We start from the raw sequence: 24,153 nt of genomic DNA, 5'->3' as shown, positions 1-24,153 counted from the left end.
AACCTTTAATCCTGTGGGGTTAAAGGCGCCCAATCATGCCTTGCGTTGCAGCGATGCTCAAAGAGATCAGCAGCGTCGCGGGCATCCGTTGCGGACCAAAAGGACGTGCACGTTAAAGATCAGGTTCCAGCCGAGGGACGGAATTGGCTAAAATGCCGCACTTTTCGCTTCGTACCCCGGAATCGCCGTGAGCCCAGAACCCGACCGCCTATTCGCCCAGCCGCTGCCCCAGGTGCCCGACTTCGCCTTCAACGAAGACGTGGTGCGGGTGTTCCCGGACATGATCAAGCGCTCGGTGCCGGGCTACCCGACCATCGTCGAAAACCTCGGCGTGCTCGCGGCGCAGTTCGCCCAGCCCCACAGCGTGCTCTACGATCTGGGCAGCTCATTGGGCGCCGTCACTCAGGCGTTGCGCCGGCATGTACGCACCGAAGATTGCCGGGTGATCGCCATAGACAACTCGTCGGCCATGGTCGAGCGCTGCCGGGAATACCTCAACGCCCAGGACTCGATGTACCAGGAGCTGCTGCCGGTGGAGGTCATCGACGGCGATATCTTGAATCTCGAGTTTCAACCCGCCTCGGTGGTCGCGCTTAACTTCACCCTGCAATTCATCGCCCCGGAACAACGCCTCGCCCTGTTGACCCGCATCCGCCAGTCGCTGCTGCCCGGCGGTGCGCTGATCGTGTCGGAGAAGCTGCGTTTTGATGACACCGAAGAGCACGCGCTGCTCACCGATCTGCACGTCGCCTTCAAGCGCGCCAACGGTTACAGCGAGCTGGAGATCGCGCAGAAACGCAGTGCAATCGAAAACGTGATGAAGCCCGACAGCCTTGAGCAGCACCGCGAACGCTTGCTGGCCGCCGGTTTCAGCAAAGTCGTGCCCTGGTTCCAGTGCCTTAATTTCGCCTCGTTGATTGCCCTGCCATGATTGATCTTGCTCCTCTGGTCCGCCGTATGGCGGGCACGCCACTGTATGCCTGGGCCCAAGGCCTGCAGGCGCAACTCGACACGAAGATGGAAAAGGGCCACGGCGACCTCGAACGCTGGCAGGGCGCGCTGAATGCCTTGCCTGACCTGACGCCAAGCCGCATCGAGCTCAAGGAAGATTTCATCCTCGACGCCAACTGCGACGCCGCCACCCGTGAGCAGACCCGCGCCGCGCTGATGGGCCTGTCGCCGTGGCGCAAGGGGCCCTTTGATGTGTTCGGCGTGCACGTCGACACCGAATGGCGCTCGGACTGGAAATGGTCGCGGGTCTCGCCGCACCTTGATCTGAAAGGCAAGCGCGTTCTGGATGTCGGCTGCGGCAACGGCTATTACCAGTGGCGCATGCTGGGCGCCGGCGCCCACAGCGTCATTGGCGTCGATCCCAACTGGCTGTTCTTCTGCCAGTTCCAGGCCATGCAGCGCTACCTGCCGGACCTGCCGGCGTGGCATCTGCCGTTCACCCTGGAAGATTTGCCGGCACGTCTGGAAGGTTTCGACACGGTGTTTTCCATGGGCGTGCTCTATCACCGCAAGTCGCCTATCGATCACCTCCTGGCGCTGAAAGACTGCCTGGTCAAAGGCGGCGAGCTGGTGCTGGAAACCATGGTGGTGGAAGGCGATGCAAACCAGGTGCTGGTGCCGGAGGACCGCTACTCGCAGATGCGCAACGTCTGGTTCCTGCCCTCAGTCCCGGCGCTGGAACTGTGGCTGCGCCGCGCAGGTTTTGTGGATGTGCGCTGCGTCGACGTCAGCACCACCACGGTTGAAGAACAACGCGGCACCGACTGGATGCGCTTTCAGTCGTTGAGTGACTTCCTTGACCCGGCTGATCCCAGTAAAACCGTGGAAGGATTACCGGCGCCAAGGCGTGCGGTAATTGTGGGGCGCAAGCCGTAACCCGAAACAGTCGACACCGCGTTCGCTCGGCAAAGCTGACGACACCCCATATGTAAGCGCCGACAAATCACCTGTAGGAGCGCGCTTGCCCGCGATTGCGGTGAATCAGGTTAATTTTCACTCACTGACAGAGTGCAATCGCGGGCAAGCGCGCTCCTACACGTATTGCGTCAGGCCTTCGCTGCGGCTGCCAGTATCAAGGCCTTCATCTCCGACACCGCCGACTTGAAACCGACAAACAGCGCATGGGCCACCAGCGCGTGGCCGATGTTCAGTTCGTTGATGCCCTTGATCGCGGCCACGGCTTCAACGTTGTGGTAGTGCAAACCATGGCCGGCGTTGACGATCAGACCCTGGGCCACACCAAAGGCGACGCCGTCGGCAACGCGCTTGAGCTCTTCGGCCACTTCCGCCGGGGTTTCGGCATCGGCATAACGGCCCGTATGCAGTTCGATGGCCGGCGCGCCGACCCGGGCCGACGCTGCAATCTGGCGCTCATCGGCATCAATGAACAACGACACCTCGCTGCCGATGGCAGACAACCGCTCAACCGCCGCCTTGATGCGCGCTTCCTGACCGGCTACATCCAGCCCGCCCTCGGTGGTCAGCTCCTGTCGAGTCTCCGGCACCAGGCAGATATGCGCCGGCCGAATGCGCTCGGCGAACGCCATCATCGCTTCGGTGACGCCCATCTCGAAATTCATGCGGGTTTGCAGCACGTCTTTCAGCAGCAACACATCACGCTCCTGAATGTGCCGGCGGTCCTCACGCAAATGCACGGTAATGCCGTCGGCGCCTGCTTCTTCAGCGTCCAGCGCGGCCTTGACCGGATCGGGATAGCGCGTCCCTCGGGCCTGACGCAGGGTAGCAACGTGGTCGATGTTCACGCCGAGCAGAATGCGGGTGGTATGGGTCACGGAGTTCTCCTGATTACTGTGGCGGTGCCAGCCAGTAGTGGCTGATTGCGCAAGCGAGGATGGATTTTCTAGGTTTGCGCCGAAGGACGCTAGAGTTTGCGAAACAATTCACGGCTGACCAGCGGCCGCCCGCCCAGATGCACGGCCAAGGCCTGGCGCATCAGACGCTTGGCCGCCGACAACGCGCCCGGCGAACTCCAGTCCGCTTCAGCCATCGCCTGCAATTCGGCGCCCTGGAACAATCCCGGCTGGAACAGATAAACCCGTTCAAGGCCTGCGTCCACCTGAAGCCGGTACATGCCGTCGCTGGCCAGCGGATCGCCGTTGACGTCCGCGTCCAGCGCAAAGCCGTAACCAAGATCGTCCAGCAGCCGCCATTCGAACGAGCGCAGCAACGGTTCCAGCGCGCGCCCTTCGGCCAACGCAACGAGCGTTGCCGCGTAATGTTCGAACACGCCCGGGTGCGGGTCTTCGGCGGGCAGCAGGCGAATCAGCAGCTCATTGAGGTAAAGACCGCTGAACAGCGCCTCGCCTTCCAGCCACGTGGCGATCCCGGCGCCTTCCATCCGCCCTACATTCTTCAACTCGCCCCGCCCGCGAAACTCGACTTCCAGCGGCACGAACGGCCGCGCCATCGTGCCCGCCTTCCCCCGTGCGCTGCGCAACACCGCACGCAGGCGACCCTGCGGGGTGATGAAGTCGACCAGCGCGCTGTTTTCGCGGTACGCACGGCTGTGCAACACATAGGCGAGCTGACCGACGGGAGGGGTCTGTGACATTGCTATCTCGATGAAAGAACGCGGCCGAACGGGTAATCTCAAACGACTGTGGGAGCGAGCCTGCTCGCGAAGACCTGGTTTCATCCGCTAAATCATCAGCGGCTGAGATGCCGTCTTCGTGAGCAAGCTCACTCCCACAGGATTGCATTTGCTGCACGACAACGTGGGATCTGGCCGACGAGGCATCTCCCACAGAATCACGGTGCCGCGGTGTTACAAGTCGCCGTAACCCAGCGAACGCAATGCGCGCTCGTCATCGGACCAGCCGCCTTTGACCTTGACCCACAGATTGAGCATGACCTTGGAATCGAACAGCACTTCCATGTCACGGCGCGCATCCGAGCCGATGCGCTTGATGCGCTCGCCCTTGTCGCCAATGATGATTTTCTTCTGCCCGTCGCGCTCAACCAGAATCAGCGCGTGGATATGCAGGGTCTTGCCCTGCTGCTTGAACTGCTCGATCTCGACGGTGATCTGATACGGCAATTCGGCACCGAGCTGACGCATGATCTTCTCGCGCACCAGCTCTGCCGCGAGAAAACGGCTGCTGCGATCAGTGATCTGATCTTCCGGGAAGAAATGCTCATTCTCCGGCAGATGATCGGCGATGACCTTCTCCAGCGCCTCCAGGTTGTGCCCCTGCTGCGCCGAGATCGGCATGATCTGGGCGTTCGGCAGCTGCTCCTGCAACCAGGACAAATGCGGCATCAGCGCGCTCTTGTCTTCGATGCGGTCGGTCTTGTTCAGCGCCACGATCAACGGGCCGGTCACGTACTGCACGCGCTCGAGGACCATCTGGTCTTCTTCGGTCCATTTGGTGCGGTCGACCACGAAAATCACCACGTCGACGTCTTTCAGCGCTGCAGACGCGGTTTTGTTCATGTAGCGGTTAAGCGCTTTGTCGCTGTTCTTGTGCATGCCGGGCGTATCGACGTAGACAGCCTGAACGGCGCCCTCGGTCTTGATGCCAAGCATGTTGTGACGGGTCGTCTGCGGCTTGCGCGACGTGATGGCCAGTTTCTGGCCGAGGATGTGGTTCAGCAGCGTCGACTTGCCCACGTTTGGCCGGCCAACGATGGCAACATAGCCACAGCGTGTTGCAGGTGAATCAGTCATTGCCATTCTCCACACCCAGGGCGATAAGGGCTGCGGCCGCTGCTACCTGTTCGGCAATGCGACGGCTCACGCCCTGTCCCCGGCTTTTTTCATTCAATAAAGAGATCTCGCATTCGACGAAGAAGATTCGGCAATGCGGCTCGCCCTGGATATCCACCACTTCATAGCGCGGCAGATCGCAGGCGCGTGACTGAAGGAATTCCTGCAGTCGTGTTTTCGGGTCTTTGTTGGTGTCGACCAGCGTCAGGGTGTCGAACTCGCTGGCCAGCCAGGCGAGCACACGATCCCTTGCCATGTCCATGCCGGCGTCGAGGTAGATCGCACCGATCAGGGCTTCCAGCGCGTCGGCCAGAATCGACTCACGGCGAAAGCCGCCGCTCTTCAGCTCACCCGAGCCCAGGCGCAGGTACTCGCCCAGATCGAAACCGCGGGCCAGCAGCGCGAGGGTCTCGCCCTTCACCAGACGGGCGCGCAGACGGGACAACTGACCTTCGCGCGCCTGGGGGAAACGCTCGAACAGCGCTTCGCCGGCGACGAAGTTGAGAATGGCATCACCGAGAAATTCCAGACGCTCGTTATTGCGTCCGGCAAAGCTGCGGTGGGTCAGGGCCAGGATCATCAGTTCCTGATCCTTGAAGGTATAGCCGAGCTGACGCTCCAGGCGACTCAATGAAACGCTCACGGTTTACCCACGCTGAATTCGTGGTCGAACTTGACCACCAGATCGATGTTCTGGATCAGTGGCTCACGTTTTTCGTAGTTCAAATGGGCGAGGAACCTGTTGTTCTCCGTCGTCACAGTTAACGCCTTGTTCAAATCCAAATCCCGAATGTTATTAACCTGCATGCCTTTGGCCACGTAGGCGTAAAGGTCACCGGCGTTGGTGATGTCTGCCGTGCGGTCAGTGCCGGCACTTTCGATGATTTTCTTCATCGACAGGTAGTCCATATAATGCGGCACGATCTTGGCGGCAGCGCTTCCGGCGAAGGCCAGAATCGCCAGCAACACCAGCCAGCCGAAGAACGACAAGCCTTTTTGCGGACCGGCAGACTTCATGGTTGCTTTCAAGAGTAGCCCTTCCCTGTCACCTGCGAGATCGGCCACGCAACATGGCCCTGAATGACATACGGCGCTGCCAGTGGCAGCGCCGCATCGATTACTTGATCAGACCGACTCGCGAGAAGTTCGGGAAGTGGCTGAGCTTGGGTTCAGGCCAGCTCATCCAGACCGCAAAGGCCTTGCCGACGATGTTCTTGTCGGGGACCATGCCCAGCTCATCCTTGGGAATATTGGGGTCATCCCAGTAACGGCTGTCGTTCGAGTTGTCGCGGTTGTCGCCCATCATGAAGTAGTGCGCGGCCGGAACGGTCCATTCATGATCAGGCGGCGCGCGGTAGCGGCTCATTTCCTGACGGATCTGGTGTTCCACCTCGCCCAGCTTCTCGTTGTAGAGCTCTGCGCTGCCCAGCGTGCCCGGCTCCGAACCGATCAACTGCTTGGCCACCAACTGACCGTTGACGAACAACTGCTTGTCGTTGGTGTAGCGAATCACATCCCCTGGCAGGCCGACCACGCGCTTGATGTAGTTGACGTTGGGGTCGCTTGGGTAGCGGAACACCATCACGTCGCCACGCTGCGGGTCGCCGACCGGGATGACCTTGAGGTCGATCACCGGCAGGCGGATGCCGTAGGAGAACTTGTTCACCAGGATGAAATCGCCCACGTCCAGCGTTGGCTTCATCGAGCCCGACGGGATCTGGAACGGCTCAACCAGAAACGAGCGCAGCACCAGAACGATGAACAACACCGGAAAGAACGACTTGCCGTACTCGACGAGAAACGGCTCCTTGTTCAACCGCTCGACGACCGCGACATCAGGCTGGCTCACGCTGCCCTGATAGTTCGCTATCGCGTTACGGCGACGGGGCGCCAATATGACCAGATCGAACAGGGCCAGCAAACCGCAGACAAACACGGCGACGACCAGCAACAGCGGGAAATTTAGTGACATAGGGCCTGACTATTCCAACCTGAGCACTGCAAGGAAGGCTTCTTGTGGAATTTCCACGTTGCCGACCTGCTTCATGCGTTTCTTACCGGCCTTCTGCTTCTCGAGCAGTTTGCGCTTACGGCTGACGTCGCCACCGTAACATTTGGCCAGCACGTTCTTTCTGAGCGCCTTGACGGTTGTACGCGCGATAATCTGGCCACCAATGGCGGCCTGGATTGCCACGTCGAACATCTGACGAGGAATCAGTTCTTTCATCTTTTCAGTCAGCGCGCGGCCTTTGTAGGCGGCGTTGTCACGGTGCACGATCAGCGCCAGCGCGTCGACCTTTTCGCCGTTGATCATCACGTCCAGGCGAACCAGATTGGCCGACTGATAACGATCGAAATGGTAGTCCAGCGAAGCATAACCACGGCTGGTCGACTTCAGACGGTCAAAGAAGTCGAGCACCACTTCGTTCATCGGCAAATCGTAGGTCACTTGCACTTGCGTCCCGAGGAACAGCATGTCGTGCTGAACGCCACGCTTCTCGATACACAACGTAATGACGTTGCCCAGGTGCTCTTGAGGCACAAGGATATTCGCCCGCACGATCGGCTCGCGCATGTCCTCGATGGTGGACAGGTCTGGCAATTTCGACGGGTTGTCGACGTGAATGGTTTCACCGGTCTTCAGCAGCAGCTCGAAGATTACGGTCGGCGCGGTGGTGATCAGGTCCAGGTCGTACTCGCGCTCAAGGCGCTCCTGAATGATCTCCATGTGCAGCATTCCGAGGAAGCCGCAGCGGAAGCCGAAGCCCAGCGCGTCGGAGCTTTCCGGCGAGTACTGCAACGATGAGTCGTTCAGCGTCAGCTTCTGCAATGCGTCGCGGAAGTCTTCGAAGTCATCGGAGCTGACCGGAAACAGACCGGCGTAGACCTGTGGCTGGATGCGCTTGAAGCCGGGCAGCACTGGAACGTCCGGGGTGGTGCTCAGGGTCAGGGTGTCGCCCACTGGCGCACCGTGAATGTCCTTGATGCCGGCGATGATGAAGCCTACTTCGCCCGCTTTCAGATCAGCGGTGGCGCTGTGCTTGGGGTTGAACACGCCCACGCTGTCGACCAGGTGCATCTTGCCAGTCGATTTGACGAGGATCTTGTCACCCTTCTTGACGCGGCCGTGACGCACACGCACCAGGGAAACAACGCCCAGGTAATTGTCGAACCAGGAGTCGATGATCAACGCTTGCAGCGGGTCTTCGATGTTGCCGGTCGGCGCGGGAATGGTATGGACCAGACGCTCGAGCACTTCGTCAACGCCCAGACCGGTCTTGGCGCTACAGCACACCGCGTCAGTGGCATCGATGCCGATGATCTTTTCGATTTCTTCCTTGACGCGGTCCGGATCGGCCTGTGGCAGGTCAATCTTGTTCAGGACCGGCATGACTTCCAGGCCCTGTTCGATGGCGGTGTAGCAGTTGGCAACGGACTGGGCTTCTACGCCCTGACCGGCATCGACCACCAGCAACGCACCTTCGCACGCCGCCAGCGAGCGGCTGACTTCGTAGGTGAAGTCAACGTGGCCCGGGGTGTCGATGAAGTTGAGCTGGTAGGTAATCCCGTCCTTCGCCTTGTAATACAGGGTGACGCTGTGGGCTTTGATCGTGATCCCGCGCTCACGCTCCAGGTCCATGGAGTCAAGCACCTGAGCTTCCATTTCGCGCTCGGACAGGCCGCCGCACATCTGGATGAACCGGTCAGCCAGCGTCGACTTGCCATGGTCAATGTGGGCGATGATGGAGAAATTGCGGATATGACTCAAATCACTCACGGATCAACACTCGAAAAAGGTCGCAGGCAGACTGCCCGCCAAAAATAGCCGGGAATTGTACCTGAAGGAACGATCAGGCGTCACGTTCGCGCACAGAGCCTGCGCGCCATGCCCCGCCCGGGCACAAAAAAAGGAGCGGTCAGACCGCTCCTTTTTGCTGTTCCCGACGGGTTATTCCGCCAGCTTGAACGTGATGAACGTTGCACGGCCCTGACGCAGAACGCGCATGGAGACAGAGCGATTCTTAGGCAGGTCCTTAGCCACCTCGGTGAACTGCTTCGAGGAACTGATCGCCTGGTTATTCAAGTGAGTGATGACATCACCCGCCTGCAGACCGATCAGCGAAGCAGGACCGTCCTGAACTTCCTTGATGACGACGCCACCCTTGAGGTCCAGCGACTTCATCTGCTCGGCAGTCAGGTCGACCACCGAAACGCCCAGACGATTGCTGCTGCGCTCGACGCCGGTATCGGCTGCGCCCATCTCTTCGCCTTCGGCCGGCAATGCACCCACGGTCACGGTGAGCTTCTGACGCTTGCCGTCACGAATCACTTCGAGCTCGGCCTTGCTGCCATCCTTCAAATTGCCGATCAGGTGCGGCAAGTCTGCGGACATGACGATTGGCGTGCCATTGGCGCTCAGAATCACGTCGCCGACCTGCAAGCCGCCTTTGGCAGCCGGACCGTCTTCAAGCACTTGAGCCACCAGCGCACCGGCCGGCTTGTCCAGACCAAAGGACTCGGCCAAGTCTTTGTTCACTTCCTGAATCACGACACCCAGCCAGCCACGATTGACCTTGCCGCTGGCCTTGAGCTGATTGGCAACGTCCATCGCCACGTCGATCGGGATCGCGAACGACAGGCCCATAAAGCCACCGGAACGGGTGAAGATCTGCGAGTTGATCCCAACTACTTCGCCCGCCATGTTGAACAGCGGACCGCCCGAGTTACCCGGGTTGATCGCCACGTCGGTCTGGATGAACGGCACATACGTGTCATTCGGCAGGCTGCGGCCCTTGGCGCTGACGATGCCTTTGGTCACCGAGTGATCGAAGCCGAACGGCGAGCCGATCGCCAGCACCCATTCACCGACCTTCAGCTTGTCGGAGTTACCCAGCTTGACGGTAGGAAGGTCCTTGCCATCAATCTTCAGCACCGCGACGTCGGTACGTGGATCGGTGCCGATCAACTTGGCCTTCATCTCGCTGCGATCTGAAAGACGCACGAGAATCTCGTCGGCGCCATCGATCACGTGATTGTTGGTCAGGATGAAACCGTCAGCAGAGATGATGAAGCCCGAGCCGAGTGACTGCGCCTCACGCTGACGATCACCCTTGCCACCACCCGGTGCACGGGAGCCTGGCGGCGTGCTGCGCTCAAGGAATTCGCGAAGCATGGGGGGCAGCCCTTCCATATCAGGCATCTGACCCTGGGCAACCGAGCGTTCCGGCAGCTTCTGCCGCGTACTGATGTTGACGACTGCAGGGGAAGCCTGCTCCACCAGTGAGGTGAAGTCCGGCAAAGCTTCGGCCTGAGCGGTGACGACCTGTCCAAGCATCAGCACAGCGGCCATCCAGGCCAGGTAAGGTTTCAAGCGTGGTATCGACATATGGCTCCCGTTTACAACGAGCATGGTTAAGCGGTACGAGCCCGCAGGCTCGCGAAGCATCTGTGCGTTGCGGTTTCCCGCGACGCCTGTATCTGCTCCAGTTTCCTGGACCCTGAAACAACAAAGGCCACAGCTGCGAAGCTGTGACCTATAGAAAAAAATACATTCGATTGCAACCTACAAAGCGCACTAAACATTTCAGCAGTACCAGTGAAGCCCATATTTAAAGGCTTGTGAACGTGAGACGACCAAATGAAACCTTTTTCATAGTGGGCATCACCGGTGTGCAGAATCAGTTTTTGCTCGTGGCCGTAGCGTCGTCCCGCATGGACAGCGCGATGCGCTCGGCCGTCCCGATCGGGATCTCGCCCACCACGGTTACCATAGCATCACCCTTGGGCGTTGTTACGCGACGGGAGACAGCAACGGTTGGGCCCAGCTGAGTGCGAATGTCCGTCATCGCTGCGCCGCTTACGGGCTCGACGAACACCGAGAAGCGGGCGAGACCATCGTCATACATCAGGCTCGTCACCAGACTCTTCGAATCCGGGTCCTTGTGGGCGGCGGCGCTGCTCAGGTCAAAACCCGGAGGCAGCCAATCGGAGCGCCACGCAACCTTCTGTTTGGGCGCATCAACTTTGGACTTGACCACTTCCACCGGCTTGCATTCAGCGCCTGGCGACAGCATCTGATCGGTGAGTGACTGCGAGGTATTGAGATCAGTGAACTGAAAACGCTCGAGCAATTGGCCCTTGTCACTGAGCAACAAAGACTTCAGTGGCAAGCCGGTTTCACTGTCAAGGTGCAGTTCAATGCCATAACGGTGCTGATCACGAGGGGTGAGTGTCACAACATTGGCCAGGCGCCCGGCGACACGCGAGGTGCCCGCCGACTTGATGTCATACCAAGATGACAACTTGGCAGCATCGAAGGCTCTGGCCGGAGAATCGGGAACGCTGGACACGCCCTCCTCCAGGGTACCGCTGACGCATTGGGTTACCCCATTGACGCGCAGTACTTCCTGAGGAGAGCCGTCCAGTTGAAGAAGATGCTCACGAACCTTGCCGTCGTCGACGCGCTGCCAGATTCGATGAGTAGAGAAACTGCCGTTTCGCTCGTAAACGAACGTCCCGGTATAGCTTTGCTGCTGCTCAGCCTGCGCAAGACGTTTCAGCTGGTCTTGCGCGTCGTCCGCATGAGCTGGAAGGACCAGCCATCCACCCAGCAGAAGCGGCAGTAGAGGGATGGCGCGCATGATCCTCCTTAACGGTTTTCCAGGCTTGCAGCACGAGCGTATGGCAGAGCGCCTTCAGCGCCTTTCATAGCAGCTTGCTGAGCATGCTGACGCAGGTAACCTGGCAGACGCTGATCGTGCCAGCCGGCCTGGTTCTGCAATACACCGCTTGCCATCGGACCCGGGGACTGCTCGCCCTCGGTGTAGCCTGCCAACACTGCCGGGCCTTTGGCCTGCGGCATTGCAACGTTGCTCGGCTGCGATTGCTGGGCCAGTTGCGCCCCTGCAATTTCGTCCTGATTGTACAAACGCACGCCGGCCAGAACAGCAACGGTTACCGAGGCGGCTACCGCCAGACGACCCAGGGTACGCCAAGGACCACGACCGGCCTTGAGCGGGCTGACTTCATCAGCAATTCCGGCAGCAACAGCAGCCGAAATATCCAGATGAGGTATCAATAGTTCTTTATGCATCGCTGCACGGGCAATCTGATAACGGGACCAGGTGGCTCGTGTGTCTGCATCTTCAATGGCGCTAAGCACGCGACGCAGTTCAAGTTCATCCGCTTCGTTATCCATCACCGCGGACAGCGATTCCTGCAGGGCTTCACGACTCATGACGGTTCCTCTCTTGTGGCTATCGCCGCTGTCTCAGGTTTCCTGCAACAGAGGTTGCAAGGCTTTGTCGATTGCTTCCCGAGCGCGAAAAATGCGAGAGCGCACGGTACCGACCGGACATTGCATGACACTGGCAATGTCCTCGTAACTCAGACCGTCGAACTCACGCAACGTTAAAGCTGTACGCAAATCTTCTGGCAGTAGCTGGATAGTTCGGTGGACAGTGCCCTCGATCTCATCCCGCAACAATGCCCGTTCCGGCGACTCGATGTCCTTGAGGCCATGATCGCCGTCATAGAACTCTGCGTCTTCGGACCTGACATCGCTATCCGGCGGCCGCCGACCTCGCGACACCAGATAGTTCTTCGCCGTGTTGATGGCGATACGGTACAGCCACGTATAAAACGCACTGTCACCGCGGAAGTTACCAAGTGCGCGGTAGGCTTTGATAAACGCCTCTTGCGCAACATCCTGGGCTTCATGGGTGTCGTGAACGAATCTCACGATCAACCCAAGAATCTTGTGCTGATATTTCACCACTAGCAGATCAAATGCTCGCTTGTCGCCGCGCTGTACGCGTTCAACCAGCTGCTGATCTTCTTCCTGGGTTAGCATGAACACTCCTCATAAAGCTTAAAGGAGCATCGCATCGGCTCTTTCGCAGGCTTGCAAACATAGACTCGGGCTTTAAGCAAAAGTTCTCCCCCCTTCAAGCAAGTTTCCGGCGAGCGTCTGTTGCCCGCGCGGAAAACGCCGCTCGAACCAGGTCGGCTGCGTAGATAATCTTGTCGTCAGAAGCGTTCGTGCTGGCTGAAAACTGCCATTGCGTAACGTCGACGCTGTTCCTTTATGGGCAACCCACTATTGAACGTACAGGTTCATGAAAAGTTCCCATCGCTCATTACTGGGCGTAATACACACGTCCCGTCAGTTGTAGGACTCAATCCGTATGGAGCTGTAGGAAAGATCGCGCCCATCAAACGGGGTGCAGGACGTCGCGGGGTGGCGCACACTCCGCTCCCACCGTGAATCACCGTTGCCATAAAGCGCGGCCATTGTGCCGCTCCACCCTTGCTTATACTAGTGGCCATTTAGACGCCGGTATCTGAGATGAGTCAGCATTTCCAGCACGACGTATTGGTAATAGGCTCCGGCGCAGCCGGTTTGAGCCTTGCGCTGACATTGCCCGGGCATCTGCGTGTGGCGGTCCTCAGCAAAGGCGATCTGGCGAACGGTTCGACGTTCTGGGCCCAGGGCGGTGTTGCGGCGGTGCTGGATGACGCCGACACCGTTCAGTCCCACGTCGAAGACACCCTCAACGCAGGCGGCGGCCTGTGCAACGAGGACGCCGTCCGCTTTACCGTCGAGCACAGCCGCGAGGCCATTCAATGGCTGATCGACCTTGGCGTGCCCTTCACAAGGGATGATCCGTCGACCGTGGTAGACGGCGGGTTCGAGTTCCACCTCACCCGAGAGGGCGGACACAGCCACCGCCGGATCATTCACGCGGCCGACGCCACCGGTGCAGCGATCTTCCGCACATTGCTGACGCAGGCCAGCGCACGTTCTAATATCGAATTGCTGGAACAGCGCGTGGCGGTGGACCTCATCACCGAATCGCGACTGGGCTTTGAAGGGCAGCGTTGTCTGGGCGCCTACGTGCTGGATCGTTCGACGGGTGAGGTCGACACCCACAGCGCGCGCTTCACCGTTCTTGCATCTGGCGGGGCGGCGAAAGTCTACCTGTACACCAGCAATCCCGACGGCGCTTGCGGCGACGGTATCGCAATGGCCTGGCGCGCGGGCTGCCGCGTGGGCAACCTGGAGTTCAACCAGTTCCACCCCACCTGCCTGTACCACCCGCAAGCCAAGAGCTTTCTGATTACCGAAGCCCTGCGCGGCGAAGGCGCTTACCTGAAGCTGCCCAATGGCGAGCGCTTCATGCAGCGGTTTGACCCACGGGCCGAACTGGCGCCCCGCGACATCGTTGCCCGCGCCATTGACCACGAGATGAAACGCCTGGGCGCTGACTGCGTGTTTCTGGACATCAGTCACCGGTCCGAAGACTTCATCAAGGGCCACTTCCCGACCGTTTACGAACGTTGCCTTACGTTCGGCATCGACATCACGCGTCAGCCGATTCCCGTGGTTCCAGCGGCGCACTACACCTGTGGCGGCGTTCTGGTTGACCAACAGGGCCGCACTGACGTGCCCGGGCTGTACGCTATCGGCGAGACCAGCTTCACCGGCCTGCACGGCGCCAACCGCATGGCCAGCAACTCGCTGCTGGAATGTTTCGTGTACGCCCGCTCCGCTGCGGCAGACATCGTGACTCAGCTCGGACAAGTCCCGCAGCCGCAAAATCTGCCGGCATGGGATTCAAGCCAGGTCACCGATTCCGACGAAGACGTCATCATTGCCCACAACTGGGATGAGCTGCGGCGGTTCATGTGGGACTACGTGGGCATCGTGCGGACCAACAAGCGTCTGCAGCGCGCGCAGCATCGGGTGCGGCTGTTGCTGGACGAGATCGATGAGTTCTACAGCAACTATAAGGTCGGCCGCGATCTGATCGAGCTGCGCAACCTGGCCCAGGTGGCAGAGCTGATGATTGCTTCGGCGATGGCGCGCAAAGAAAGCCGCGGGCTGCACTACACGCTGGATTACCCGGACATGCTGCCCGAAGCGCTGGACACTATTCTGGTGCCGCCCACCTATGCCGGCTGAACTTCAGGCGTAGACGCAGGCGCCGATGGCAATCCGGCGCCATTGCGTCAGCCGGGATGCACAGGCTGCGCACCCGCACGCGGCTCAGCCAATGGCCCGTCACCACCTTGAAACGAAGGACGACCATGTGCGGCAGCGCCAGGCTGTCGGGGCGTAGCTGCACCGGTTGCCAACCACCCGCTTCGCTCCACAAGGCCCAACCGCTGCTGTCACGTCGCAGTCCGGTAGGAGACTGCGGCCGATCGAGCAGGATAAACGGGCGAAGAGTGCGGGATGCGTGCCAGGCGCACAGCAACACGCCGATGGCTTTTGCCCCCAGGGGAACTGAAAGGAGGACGGTCGACGCCAGCGCAAGGACTTGCATGGCGAGGTACGCCGTCAGCAGCACCCGGGAGGGCTGCCAACGGCATTCGAAACGATCACTTCGGCTGGACACGGTCCAGAATCATCCGAACCATGCGCTGCAGCTCCGGGTCTTCCGACTCCGCGCGCTGCATGAACCAGCCGAACATGTCCTGATCTTCACAGGTCAGCAGGCGCACATAGAGGTCGCGATCGACCTGGTTGAGCGTTGGATAGACTTCTTTGACGAACGGCACCAGCAATACGTCCAGCTCGAGCATGCCGCGACGGCTGTGCCAAAAGAGGCGATTAAGTTCAACATCTTCGACCATGGAGGGCTCCTCGAATTTGCCGGCGAGTATACAGGCGCATCGTCCTGGGGCGTACTTGCAGTTGGTCGCAGCTTTTTGCGTATACCCATTAGCGACACGCGGCACTATGATGGTGCTCCAGACTTCTACCCCTGCGATGACCCATGGCCGTTCCAGCATTTTTCTGCCCCCTGTCCCATGAAGGTGTGCTCGCCGTTCGCGGCGTGGATGCCGGCAAATTCCTGCAAGGCCAACTGACTTGCAACATCGATTACCTGAGCGAAGGCAAGGCCACCCTCGGTGCGCGCTGCACGCAAAAGGGCCGCATGCAGTCCAGCTTTCGCATCCTGCTTGAAGGCGACGGCGTGTTGCTGGCAATGGCCAGCGAGCTGATCGACGCGCAATTGCTGGACCTCAAGAAATACGCGGTCTTCTCCAAATCCAAACTGACCGACGAAAGCGCGTCCTGGGTGCGATTCGGTTTGCAAGGTGGCGACGGAGCGCTCGTCAGCCTCGGCCTCGATCTGGCCCAGGAGACCGACTCGGTCGTCCGCGCCAATGACCTCATCGCCATCCGCGTCTCCCCTGCCCGTGCCGAATTGTGGGTACGTGCCGAGCAGGCCGAGGACGTGCGCAGCCGTCTGATCGCGCACCTGCCGCAAGCGCCGCTCAACGACTGGCTGCTGGGGCAGATCCGCGCCGGCATCGGCCAGGTGTTCTCGCAGACCCGCGAAGAATTCATTCCGCAGATGATCAACCTGCAAGCCGTGGGCGGTGTCAGTTTCAAGAAAGGTTGCTACACCGGTCAGGAAATCGTGGCGCGGATGCAATACCTCGGCAAGCTGAAACGCCGGTTGTATCGCCTGACCATGGACGGCAGCGAACTGTCTGAACCGGGCGCTGCGCTGTTTTCGCCCGTTCATTCAAGCGCGGTAGGCAACGTTGTGATCGCGGCCCGGTCTGATGTAGGGATCGAGGTGCTGGCGGTCTTGCAGGCGGATGCGGCGGAAGATGGCCGGATCCACCTTGGTGCGGCAGATGGCGAGGCCCTGCAATTAAGCGAATTGCCATACATTCTCGACGCGAAGCTCGAAACACTGCGTTGAACCCGGTTGAAGCATGTGCAAGACGTCAGCGTAGTAGCCAGCGCCGTACCCTCAAGTGGACGGCCGTTGGCCGGAATGCAATGTCCAGAGATCCAATATGAGTAGCATGGCTGACGAAGTGCAGAGGGATCTGATCAAGGCGATCGACAAGGATGCTCTGTTTCTGCCAACTCTCCCCGAAGTCGCACTGAGAATTCGCCTGGCGGCGGAAGACTCGGAAATCTCCATTGCTGCGCTGAGCAAGGTTATCGGGAGCGACACCGCGTTGTCGGCCCGGCTGATCAAAGTCGTCAACAGCCCACTGCTGCGGCCCAATTTTGAAGTCAGCGACGTGCTGACGGCGGTTCGACGTCTGGGCGTGAACTACAGCTGTAACCTGGCCATCGGGCTGGTGGTCGAGCAGATGTTCCACGCCAAGTCCGACGTCATCGAAACCAAGATGCGCGACATCTGGAAACTCAGCATGCAAGTGGCCGGGGTCAGCAACGTGCTGAGTTATCGCAATGCGCGTCTCAAGGCTGACAAGGCCACCCTCGCCGGGCTGATCCACTTGATCGGCGTGCTGCCGATCCTGACCTACGCCGAGGACAACTACGAGTTGCTCTCCGACCCGATCAGCCTCAATCACGTTATCGATCGCATTCATCCGGTTATCGGTGAGCGGCTTCTGCGCTCCTGGGATTTTCCGGATGCCCTGGCGATCGTGCCTCGTCAATTCCAGAATTTCAGCCGTGTGTCGGATCAGGCTGACTACGTGGATCTGGTGCAGGTCGCGACGATTCATATTCACGAAATGAACGGCACGCCGTACTCGAATCTGCATTTCCAGTCCGTGCCGGCCGTGGCGCAGTTGGGCCTGAACATGGCCGACGGCGGGCTGATCAATGAGATGAACCAGGCGATGACGCTGCTGTACTGATCGCGCTGGACTAACCGGTCAAACCAGTCCTACCAGCCCGGACTCCGGCACCATAAAGCTGACCCTCACTTTCAAGCCCCGTTGTGCGCCGTCATGCAAGGTGATGCGCGCCAGATGTGCCCTGCAGATCTCTCCCACAATCGCCAATCCAAGGCCGGAACCCTGGCTCTGCTGATTGCGCCGGTAAAAGCGCTCGAACACTCGGTCGCGCTCGTGGGCCGGGATGCCCGGGCCGTCGTCCTCGACTTCGAGCACGCACGGCGCGTGAACACGCAGAATCACGTTGCCGCCTGCCGGGGTGTGGGCCAAGGCGTTGTCCACCAGATTGCTCAGCAGTTCGTTGAGCAACGTGGGTTCGCCGCGCATCCACACCGGCTCGTCGGCCTCCAGCGCCAACGCCACACCCCGGGCATGGGCCAGCGGCGCCATGGCCATGCCCAGCTCCCGCGCCAACTGGCTGAGGTCGAGCAATTGCGCGCCGCCTTCGGCAATGGCCCGAGCGCCGTTTTCGATGCGCGCCAGCGACAGCAACTGGTTGGCCAGGTGGGTCAGTTTGTCGGTGCCGGAGGCCGCGCTTTCCAGGGTATTACGCCACGCCGCCGGCTCCTGATCACGCAGCCCCAGCTCCAGCCGCGCCTTTAATGCCGCCAGCGGCGTGCGTAATTCATGGGCCGCGTCGGCGATGAATTGCGCCTGACGCTCGAACTGCAGGCGCAGCCGCTCGGTGAAGTGGTTGAGCGAGCTGACCAGCGGGCGCAGCTCGTGCTGCACTTCGACCAGCGGCAAGGAGCGCAAATCGTCAGGCTGGCGTTCTTCCACCGCCGTGCGCAGGCGGTCCAGTGGCCTCAATGCAGCGCTGACCGTGAACCAGACCAGCAGCAACGCGCCGCAGCCCAGCATGCCCAGACGCAGCAACGTATCGGCCATCAGTGCCTGGGCCATGTCCACCCGCGCTTCTTCGGTTTCCGCCACGCGAATCTCGGCCATGCCGTTCATGTTAGGCTCGCTCACGGCCTTGAGCAGGCTGACCACCCGCACATCCTGGCCCTGATAACGGCCGCTGTAGAACTTGGCGAGGGCCGGATAAGCGTCGGTGCGCGGCGTACCCGGCGGCGGCGCGGGGATGTTTTCGTAGCCCGAAATGAGCTTCTGATTGATGTCGTTGACCTGGTAATAAATGCGTCCCGCGCTGTCGTAGGCGAAGGTGTCCAGGGCTACGTAGGGCACGTCGGCGCTGAGGGTGCCGTCGCGTTCCGACAGCCCGGCGGCGATGGTCCGCGCCGAGGCCAGCAGGGTGCGATCGTAAGCGGTGTCTGCTGCTTCGCGTCCGTTCCAGTAGGCGCTCAGGCCGCTGGCGATCATCAGCACCACCAGCAGCAGACCCAGGTTCCACAGCAAGCGCCAGCGCAGGCTGTTTTCCGCAGCCGGAAACGGATTAAGCATCCCGGCTTTCCAGCAGATACCCCAGGCCCCGGAACGTGACAATCGCAATCGGGTGGCCATCGAGTTTCTTGCGCAGACGGTGCACGTAGATTTCGATGGCGTCGGCGCTGGCCTCTTCGTCCAGCCCAAACACCTGCGCCGCCAGTTGCTCCTTGCTCATCACCCGACCGGGCCGGGCGATCAGCGCTTCAAGCACCGATTGCTCGCGGGAGGTCAGCGTGAGGAGTTCTTCACCGAGGGTGAAGCGGCGGGTGTCGAGGTCGTAGACCAGTTCGCCACAGCGTTGCTGGCGTTCGCCGCCCAGTACGCTGCGGCGCAGCAACGCCTTGACCCGCGCTTCCAGCTCCGACAGTTCGAAGGGTTTGGCCAGGTAGTCGTCGGCACCGAGGTTCAGGCCGTGGACCCTGTCCTTGACGTCGCTGCGGGCGGTCAGCATCAGCACCGGCGTGTTCTTGCCCCGCGCCCGCAGACGCGCCAGCACTTCGAAGCCGTCCATGCGCGGCAGGCCGACATCGAGCACCACCACGGCATATTCTTCGCTGCTCAGGGCCAGATCAGCTGCAACGCCGTCGTGCAGAACGTCAACGGTCAGGCCGCTGCTCTTGAGCGCCAGCGCGACGCTTTCAGCCAGTTGCAGATGATCTTCAACGAGCAGGACACGCATCGACTTCTCCGGAGTGAGCATTTTATGGGCGGAGTTTACAGGCGCGCCGTCGTCTGTGAAGGCCCGGCGCGCCGGAACAGCCACCCTCTCCTCTTGAAGGGGATCAGTTGAAAGCTTCCTGAAAGGTCGTTGAAAGGTTCACGAAAGCTTCGCTAATTAGGATCCCGTTACGACTTGTCACGATTGCATCCCGCGTGATGCCGCTGATGCCAGGCTCGTAACGAAAAACGCCTTGATGCGTTTTCAACAATAAAAACAATATCGGAGTCATCAGTGATGCCCTCACTGCAATCCTCGGCCCTCGTGCCGCCTGAATCCCGTTGTGTTTACTGTTCACCTCGCAGCCCTGTTGCGCGGTGTTTCGTCACGTCTGAATGTTGGCTGCCCGCAGATTTGCGAAGGTATGACACGACTGCCTGACCGACCGTACAAACCGCCTGCCCCCATTAAAACAACAACTCCTCTGGAGACGGACCATGAACCTATCGTTGCGCCATTTCAGCGTTGCCGCCAGCTGCATGCTGATGGCTACCCAATTGTGGGCCGCCGAGCCCAATCGTCCTGAATGCATTGCACCGGCCTCGCCCGGTGGCGGCTTCGACCTGACCTGCAAACTGGCGCAAAGCGCATTGATCAACGAGAAGATCCTCTCCAAACCGATGCGCGTCACCTACATGCCGGGCGGCGTCGGCGCCGTGGCGTACAACGCGGTGGTTGCTCAGCGTCCGGGTGACGCCGGCACGCTGGTGGCATGGTCCAGTGGCTCGCTGTTGAACCTGGCCCAGGGCAAGTTCGGCCGTTTTGACGAGAACGCCGTGCGCTGGCTCGCCGCCGTCGGCACCAGCTACGGCGCAATCGCGGTCAAGGCCGATTCGCCCTTCAAGAACCTCGACGATCTGGTCAAAGCGCTGAAGGCCGATCCGGGCAAAGTGGTCATCGGCTCCGGTGGCACCGTGGGCAGCCAGGACTGGATGCAAACCGCACTCATCGCCAAAGCCGCCGGCATCAACCCCCGCGAACTGCGTTACGTCGCCCTCGAAGGCGGTGGTGAAATCGCCACCGCCCTGCTCGGCGGCCACATCCAGGTGGGTTCCACCGACATTTCCGACTCCATGCCGCACATCCTCAGCGGCGACATGCGCTTGCTGGCGGTGTTCTCCGAAGAGCGCCTGGACGAGCCGGAAATGAAAAACATCCCGACCGCCAAAGAGCAGGGCTACGACATCGTCTGGCCGGTGGTGCGCGGTTTCTACCTGGGGCCAAAGGTGTCGGACGAGGACTACAACTGGTGGAAAGCGGCCTTCGACAAGCTGCTGGCCTCGGAAGACTTCGCCAAGCTGCGCGATCAGCGCGAGCTGTTCCCGTTCGCCATGACCGGTGACGAGCTCGACAAGTACGTGAAAACCCGCGTCGCCGAGTACAAAACGCTGGCCAGGGAATTCGGCCTGATTCAGTGATTGAACGGCACTGACGTTCCTCGATTGACTGAGGGTTACGCCGCCTGCGCGGTGGCGTGATCCGGGAGTTTTCCATGGTGATACAACGACTTTTCGCCGTCGTGCTGCTGCTGGTCTGCATAGGGCTGGCAATGATGGCCTGGCCTTATCAGGCGCCTTTTTCCTACGAACCCGTTGGCCCTCGCGCTTTCCCGCTGCTGATGCTGGCGTTGATGGGCATCTCGCTGCTTTACATGGCAATTCGTCCGACACCGATCGTGCATTCCGAGGAAGAGCCGGCGCTGGACCGTCCGACGCTGATCAAAATCGGGATCTGCACCGTGCTGTTGCTGGTGTTCGCCGGGCTGTTCGAGCCGCTGGGCTTTGTGTTGAGCAGCATCCTGATTGGCATTCCCATGGCGCGGTTGTACGGCGGCCGCTGGCTGCCAAGCGTCGTGATCATCACCTTCATGAGCATCGCGCTGTACGTGCTGTTCGACAAAGTCATGGATGTGCCCCTGCCCCTCGGCCTGCTCGACGTTCTGGAGAAATGATATGGACACTCTCGGCTATCTCGGCCAGGGCTTCGGCGTCGCGCTGACCCCTTACAACCTGATCACCGCCCTGTCCGGCACGCTGATCGGCACCGTTGTCGGCCTGCTGCCGGGCCTCGGGCCGATCAATGGCGTGGCGCTGTTAATCCCGATCGCATTCGCGTTGGGCCTGCCGCCAGAGTCAGCACTGATCCTGCTGGCAGCGGTGTACCTGGGCTGCGAATACGGCGGCCGCATCAGCTCCATCCTGCTCAACATCCCCGGCGAAGCATCGACCGTGATGACCGCGCTGGACGGCTACCCGATGGCACGCCAGGGCATGGCCGGCGTGGCGTTGTCTCTGTCGGCGTGGAGTTCGTTCATCGGCGCGCTCATCGCCACCTGCGGCATGGTCATGTTTGCGCCGTTGCTGGCGAAATGGGCGATTGCCTTCGGTCCGGCGGAGTACTTCGTGTTGATGGTGTTCGCCATCGTCTGTCTGGGCGGCATGGCCGGCGACCGACCGCTGAAGACCTTTGTCGCGGCACTGATCGGGCTGTTTTTGTCGAGCATCGGTATCGACGCCAACAGCGGCGTGTACCGATTCACTGGGGACAACATCCATCTGGCTGACGGCATTCAGTTCGTGGTGCTGGTACTGGGGCTGTTCTCGATCAGTGAAATCCTCTTGTTGCTGGAGAAAACCCATCGCGGCCAGGAAGCGGTGAAAGCCACTGGGCGCATGCTGTTCAACGTCAAAGAGGCCAGTTCGGTGTTCTGGGTGAACATCCGTTGCGGTCTGATGGGCTTCATCATGGGCGTGCTGCCGGGTGCGGGCGCAACGCTGGCCAGTGCCGTGACCTACATGTCCGAGAAACGCATCGCCGGTGCGAGCGGCAAATTCGGGCAGGGCGACATGCGCGGTCTGGCAGCACCAGAAACTGCCATTGGTGCGGCAGCTTGCGGTGCGCTGGTGCCGATGCTGACGCTGGGCGTGCCGGGTTCGGGCACTACGGCGGTGATGATCGGCGCCTTGTCGTTGTACAACATCACGCCGGGCCCTCTGCTGTTTCAACAGCAACCGGACATCGTCTGGGGCCTGATCGCGTCGTTGTTCGTTGCCAACGTCATGCTGGTGATCCTCAACATTCCGATGATCCGTCTCTTCACCCGCATCCTGTCCGTGCCGAACTGGGCACTGGTGCCGGTGATCGCGATCATCACCGGAATCGGCGTGTACGCCGTGCATGCCACCACCTTTGACCTGTTCCTGATGGTCGGCATCGGCATCTTCGGCTACATCCTGCGCAAGCTGGATTTCCCGCTGTCGCCAATTCTGCTCGGCTTCATCCTCGGCGGCCTGATGGAGCAGAACCTGCGTCGCGCATTGTCGATCTCCAACGGCGGCCTGGAGATTTTGTGGTCGAGCCCGATCACCTTGGGCATGTGGGTGGGGACGCTGTTCATGCTGGTGTTCCCGCTGGTCCGCATCTGGCGCAAACGCGCCAGCCAGCGTCGCGCGCTGGCCGATGTCTGACCGGCCATTCAGCACGTGGTGGGGCACACCGCTGGTCGGCCTGCTGGGGGATTTCTCGCCAGTCAGGTCGGCTGGCCACTGCCCTGGATGGTCGGCTCGTTACTGGCGATCATCCTGGTCCGCTGCCTCACGCCCTGGCAGCTGGCTGAAATCCCCGGCGGCCGCAAATGCGGCCAATGGGTGGTCGGCATCGGCATCGGGCTGCACTTCACACCCGTGGTCATCGAACAAGTCCTCTCGCACTTCGGCCTGATCTTCATCGGCGCTCTGGTGACCAGCGTTTCCAGCGTGGTCGGCGTGTGGCTGATGCTGCGCACCGGCGAGGACCGCGCCACGGCGTTCTTTTCCAGCATGCCCGGCGGCTCGGGCGAAATGGTCAACCTCGGCGCACGCAACGGTGCGATTCTCAGCAACGTCGCCGCCGGGCAAAGCCTGCGAGTGCTCGCGGTAGTGCTGTGCGTGCCGGCGATCTTCAAGTATTTGATGGGCGACGGCGGCCCGCCTTCCCATGGGACGGTGGTGGATTGGCGGTGGCTGATGCTGCTGTTTCCGCTGGGCGCGCTGGTGGCGTGGGGCTGGCAGCGCTTGAAACAGCCCAATCCGTGGTTGTTCGGGCCGTTGCTGATCAGCGCGGTAATCAGCGTCAGTTTCGATTTGCACATCGGCCTGCCACAGGGTGGCAGCCAGGTCGGGCAATGGCTGATCGGCAGCGGTCTGGGCTGCCATTTCAACCGCGCGTTCTTTCGTCGTGCGCCGTCGTTCATTGGCCGCACGTTGCTGGGGACAGCGTTGACGATGAGCATCGCGGCGTTGTGCGCACTGGGGCTGAGCGCGTTGACCCATCTGGACTTGCGCTCATTGACGCTGGGGATGATGCCCGGCGGCATTGCCGAAATGAGCCTGACGGCGGAGGTGCTGCAACTGTCGGTGCCGCTGGTAACCGCGATGCAGGTGATGCGGTTGCTGTTTGTGTTGTTTCTGGCCGAGCCGTTGTTTCGGTATTGGGATCGCAAGGCCTGCGCAGGCAAAAAATTGTAGGAGCGTGGCTTGTCCCGCGATCTGGCGCGCAGCGGCAGTACAACTGCCATCGATTTTTTCCTGATCCACCGCATGCAACGATTCTGCGACCGGTTCCCGGCCGATCGCGGGACAAGCCACGC

The 24,153-nt window shown here is 60.7% G+C and carries 23 protein-coding genes and 1 pseudogene; 9 read left to right on the top strand and 15 right to left on the bottom strand.

All coding sequences use genetic code 11. The features are described 5' to 3' along the window. The first annotated feature begins 187 nt into the window (after positions 1 to 187). Together cmoA and cmoB are read left to right on the top strand one after the other, a co-directional pair. Complete coding sequence (cmoA, locus tag OKW98_RS07590; RefSeq protein WP_133772470.1) at positions 188 to 931, top strand: carboxy-S-adenosyl-L-methionine synthase CmoA; 744 nt, start codon at positions 188 to 190, stop codon at positions 929 to 931. Then, positions 928 to 1,887: a tRNA 5-methoxyuridine(34)/uridine 5-oxyacetic acid(34) synthase CmoB gene (gene cmoB, locus OKW98_RS07585; protein WP_265388621.1), complete on the top strand. Its 960-nt coding sequence runs from the start codon at positions 928 to 930 to the stop codon at positions 1,885 to 1,887. Before cmoA ends, cmoB begins: the two co-directional genes overlap by 4 nt. Positions 1,888 to 2,057: 170 nt before the next feature. On the opposite strand, the gene pdxJ is transcribed toward cmoB, so the two are convergent. The 11 genes from pdxJ to rpoE all read right to left on the bottom strand — a co-directional run bounded on the left by pdxJ (position 2,058) and on the right by rpoE (position 12,590). Continuing rightward, complete coding sequence (pdxJ, locus tag OKW98_RS07580; RefSeq protein WP_265388620.1) at positions 2,058 to 2,804, bottom strand: pyridoxine 5'-phosphate synthase; 747 nt, start codon at positions 2,802 to 2,804, stop codon at positions 2,058 to 2,060. Between the two features lie 89 nt (positions 2,805 to 2,893). Further along, entirely contained in the window at positions 2,894 to 3,583 is a 690-nt protein-coding gene (gene recO / locus OKW98_RS07575) for a DNA repair protein RecO (protein ID WP_265388619.1), read from the bottom strand. Between the two features lie 213 nt (positions 3,584 to 3,796). Continuing rightward, positions 3,797 to 4,699: a GTPase Era gene (gene era / locus OKW98_RS07570; protein ID WP_265388618.1), complete on the bottom strand. Its 903-nt coding sequence runs from the start codon at positions 4,697 to 4,699 to the stop codon at positions 3,797 to 3,799. Continuing rightward, on the bottom strand, positions 4,692 to 5,381 hold the full coding sequence (gene rnc / locus OKW98_RS07565) for a ribonuclease III (protein ID WP_122536062.1): 690 nt from the start codon (positions 5,379 to 5,381) through the stop codon (positions 4,692 to 4,694). Before rnc ends, era begins: the two co-directional genes overlap by 8 nt. Continuing rightward, positions 5,378 to 5,755 (bottom strand): DUF4845 domain-containing protein, encoded by a 378-nt coding sequence (locus OKW98_RS07560; RefSeq protein ID WP_265388617.1) that lies wholly within the window; start codon positions 5,753 to 5,755, stop codon positions 5,378 to 5,380. The genes rnc and OKW98_RS07560 overlap by 4 nt, the downstream gene beginning before the upstream one ends. A gap of 100 nt (positions 5,756 to 5,855) precedes the next feature. Further along, entirely contained in the window at positions 5,856 to 6,710 is an 855-nt protein-coding gene (gene lepB, locus OKW98_RS07555; RefSeq protein WP_265388616.1) for a signal peptidase I, read from the bottom strand. 9 nt (positions 6,711 to 6,719) lie between these two features. Next, positions 6,720 to 8,516, bottom strand: a complete 1,797-nt coding sequence (gene lepA / locus OKW98_RS07550; protein WP_265388615.1) for a translation elongation factor 4 — start codon at positions 8,514 to 8,516, stop codon at positions 6,720 to 6,722. Between the two features lie 171 nt (positions 8,517 to 8,687). After that, the gene (locus OKW98_RS07545; protein ID WP_265389670.1) at positions 8,688 to 10,118 is read right to left on the bottom strand and encodes a DegQ family serine endoprotease; all 1,431 of its coding nucleotides are present in this window, start codon (positions 10,116 to 10,118) and stop codon (positions 8,688 to 8,690) included. A gap of 298 nt (positions 10,119 to 10,416) precedes the next feature. Then, on the bottom strand, positions 10,417 to 11,379 hold the full coding sequence (locus tag OKW98_RS07540) for a MucB/RseB C-terminal domain-containing protein (RefSeq protein ID WP_265388614.1): 963 nt from the start codon (positions 11,377 to 11,379) through the stop codon (positions 10,417 to 10,419). A gap of 8 nt (positions 11,380 to 11,387) precedes the next feature. Next, entirely contained in the window at positions 11,388 to 11,975 is a 588-nt protein-coding gene (locus tag OKW98_RS07535) for a sigma-E factor negative regulatory protein (RefSeq protein ID WP_237250383.1), read from the bottom strand. Between the two features lie 33 nt (positions 11,976 to 12,008). Continuing rightward, entirely contained in the window at positions 12,009 to 12,590 is a 582-nt protein-coding gene (rpoE, locus tag OKW98_RS07530) for an RNA polymerase sigma factor RpoE (protein ID WP_037014368.1), read from the bottom strand. 495 nt (positions 12,591 to 13,085) lie between these two features. On the opposite strand from rpoE, the gene nadB reads away from it, so the two are divergent. Continuing rightward, positions 13,086 to 14,702 (top strand): L-aspartate oxidase, encoded by a 1,617-nt coding sequence (nadB, locus tag OKW98_RS07525; RefSeq protein WP_265388613.1) that lies wholly within the window; start codon positions 13,086 to 13,088, stop codon positions 14,700 to 14,702. Here nadB and OKW98_RS07520 read toward each other — a convergent pair. Then, positions 14,671 to 15,138 carry a protein YgfX gene (locus OKW98_RS07520; protein ID WP_265388612.1) on the bottom strand — a complete coding sequence of 156 codons (468 nt, stop codon included), beginning with the start codon at positions 15,136 to 15,138 and terminating at the stop codon, positions 14,671 to 14,673. The genes nadB and OKW98_RS07520 overlap by 32 nt on opposite strands. Continuing rightward, the gene (locus OKW98_RS07515; protein WP_065992433.1) at positions 15,122 to 15,376 is read right to left on the bottom strand and encodes a succinate dehydrogenase assembly factor 2; all 255 of its coding nucleotides are present in this window, start codon (positions 15,374 to 15,376) and stop codon (positions 15,122 to 15,124) included. Before OKW98_RS07515 ends, OKW98_RS07520 begins: the two co-directional genes overlap by 17 nt. A 143-nt stretch (positions 15,377 to 15,519) precedes the next feature. Here OKW98_RS07515 and OKW98_RS07510 point away from each other — a divergent pair, with 143 nt between their 5' ends. Together OKW98_RS07510 and OKW98_RS07505 are read left to right on the top strand one after the other, a co-directional pair. Then, complete coding sequence (locus OKW98_RS07510; protein ID WP_265388611.1) at positions 15,520 to 16,461, top strand: YgfZ/GcvT domain-containing protein; 942 nt, start codon at positions 15,520 to 15,522, stop codon at positions 16,459 to 16,461. Positions 16,462 to 16,558: 97 nt separating this feature from the next. Continuing rightward, entirely contained in the window at positions 16,559 to 17,380 is an 822-nt protein-coding gene (locus tag OKW98_RS07505; RefSeq protein ID WP_265388610.1) for an HDOD domain-containing protein, read from the top strand. An 18-nt stretch (positions 17,381 to 17,398) separates the two neighbouring features. Here the strand turns inward: OKW98_RS07505 and OKW98_RS07500 are convergent, their stop codons facing one another. Both OKW98_RS07500 and OKW98_RS07495 read right to left on the bottom strand, forming a co-directional pair. Further along, positions 17,399 to 18,823: a sensor histidine kinase gene (locus tag OKW98_RS07500; RefSeq protein WP_265388609.1), complete on the bottom strand. Its 1,425-nt coding sequence runs from the start codon at positions 18,821 to 18,823 to the stop codon at positions 17,399 to 17,401. Then, positions 18,816 to 19,487 carry a response regulator gene (locus OKW98_RS07495; RefSeq protein ID WP_265388608.1) on the bottom strand — a complete coding sequence of 224 codons (672 nt, stop codon included), beginning with the start codon at positions 19,485 to 19,487 and terminating at the stop codon, positions 18,816 to 18,818. The genes OKW98_RS07500 and OKW98_RS07495 overlap by 8 nt, the downstream gene beginning before the upstream one ends. Before the next feature lie 476 nt (positions 19,488 to 19,963). Between OKW98_RS07495 and OKW98_RS07490 the strand changes: the two genes are divergently transcribed. The 4 genes and pseudogenes from OKW98_RS07490 to OKW98_RS07475 all read left to right on the top strand — a co-directional run bounded on the left by OKW98_RS07490 (position 19,964) and on the right by OKW98_RS07475 (position 24,031). Further along, positions 19,964 to 20,944: a Bug family tripartite tricarboxylate transporter substrate binding protein gene (locus OKW98_RS07490; RefSeq protein WP_265388607.1), complete on the top strand. Its 981-nt coding sequence runs from the start codon at positions 19,964 to 19,966 to the stop codon at positions 20,942 to 20,944. Between the two features lie 74 nt (positions 20,945 to 21,018). Continuing rightward, positions 21,019 to 21,477: a tripartite tricarboxylate transporter TctB family protein gene (locus OKW98_RS07485; RefSeq protein ID WP_265388606.1), complete on the top strand. Its 459-nt coding sequence runs from the start codon at positions 21,019 to 21,021 to the stop codon at positions 21,475 to 21,477. A 1-nt stretch (position 21,478) separates the two neighbouring features. Then, entirely contained in the window at positions 21,479 to 22,993 is a 1,515-nt protein-coding gene (locus tag OKW98_RS07480; protein ID WP_265388605.1) for a tripartite tricarboxylate transporter permease, read from the top strand. Next, a pseudogene (locus OKW98_RS07475) lies at positions 22,986 to 24,031 on the top strand (AbrB family transcriptional regulator). Before OKW98_RS07480 ends, OKW98_RS07475 begins: the two are co-directional and overlap by 8 nt. The last annotated feature ends 122 nt before the right edge of the window (positions 24,032 to 24,153 follow it).

Origin of the sequence: Pseudomonas sp. KU26590, assembly GCF_026153515.1 — a bacterium.
In the GTDB taxonomy this organism is placed as follows: Bacteria; Pseudomonadota; Gammaproteobacteria; order Pseudomonadales; family Pseudomonadaceae; genus Aquipseudomonas.
This window is presented reverse-complemented; position numbering and strand designations above follow the sequence as displayed.

Coding starts and splice junctions, on each gene's coding strand:
- cmoB (WP_265388621.1), top strand. CDS start 928: ATGATTGATCTTGCTCCTCTGGTCCGCCGTATGGCGGGCACGCCACTG.
- recO (WP_265388619.1), bottom strand. CDS start 3,583: ATGTCACAGACCCCTCCCGTCGGTCAGCTCGCCTATGTGTTGCACAGC.
- era (WP_265388618.1), bottom strand. CDS start 4,699: ATGACTGATTCACCTGCAACACGCTGTGGCTATGTTGCCATCGTTGGC.
- OKW98_RS07560 (WP_265388617.1), bottom strand. CDS start 5,755: ATGAAGTCTGCCGGTCCGCAAAAAGGCTTGTCGTTCTTCGGCTGGCTG.
- lepB (WP_265388616.1), bottom strand. CDS start 6,710: ATGTCACTAAATTTCCCGCTGTTGCTGGTCGTCGCCGTGTTTGTCTGC.
- OKW98_RS07540 (WP_265388614.1), bottom strand. CDS start 11,379: ATGCGCGCCATCCCTCTACTGCCGCTTCTGCTGGGTGGATGGCTGGTC.
- OKW98_RS07535 (WP_237250383.1), bottom strand. CDS start 11,975: ATGAGTCGTGAAGCCCTGCAGGAATCGCTGTCCGCGGTGATGGATAAC.
- rpoE (WP_037014368.1), bottom strand. CDS start 12,590: ATGCTAACCCAGGAAGAAGATCAGCAGCTGGTTGAACGCGTACAGCGC.
- nadB (WP_265388613.1), top strand. CDS start 13,086: ATGAGTCAGCATTTCCAGCACGACGTATTGGTAATAGGCTCCGGCGCA.
- OKW98_RS07515 (WP_065992433.1), bottom strand. CDS start 15,376: ATGGTCGAAGATGTTGAACTTAATCGCCTCTTTTGGCACAGCCGTCGC.
- OKW98_RS07510 (WP_265388611.1), top strand. CDS start 15,520: ATGGCCGTTCCAGCATTTTTCTGCCCCCTGTCCCATGAAGGTGTGCTC.
- OKW98_RS07505 (WP_265388610.1), top strand. CDS start 16,559: ATGAGTAGCATGGCTGACGAAGTGCAGAGGGATCTGATCAAGGCGATC.
- OKW98_RS07500 (WP_265388609.1), bottom strand. CDS start 18,823: ATGCTTAATCCGTTTCCGGCTGCGGAAAACAGCCTGCGCTGGCGCTTG.
- OKW98_RS07495 (WP_265388608.1), bottom strand. CDS start 19,487: ATGCGTGTCCTGCTCGTTGAAGATCATCTGCAACTGGCTGAAAGCGTC.
- OKW98_RS07490 (WP_265388607.1), top strand. CDS start 19,964: ATGAACCTATCGTTGCGCCATTTCAGCGTTGCCGCCAGCTGCATGCTG.
- OKW98_RS07485 (WP_265388606.1), top strand. CDS start 21,019: ATGGTGATACAACGACTTTTCGCCGTCGTGCTGCTGCTGGTCTGCATA.
- OKW98_RS07480 (WP_265388605.1), top strand. CDS start 21,479: ATGGACACTCTCGGCTATCTCGGCCAGGGCTTCGGCGTCGCGCTGACC.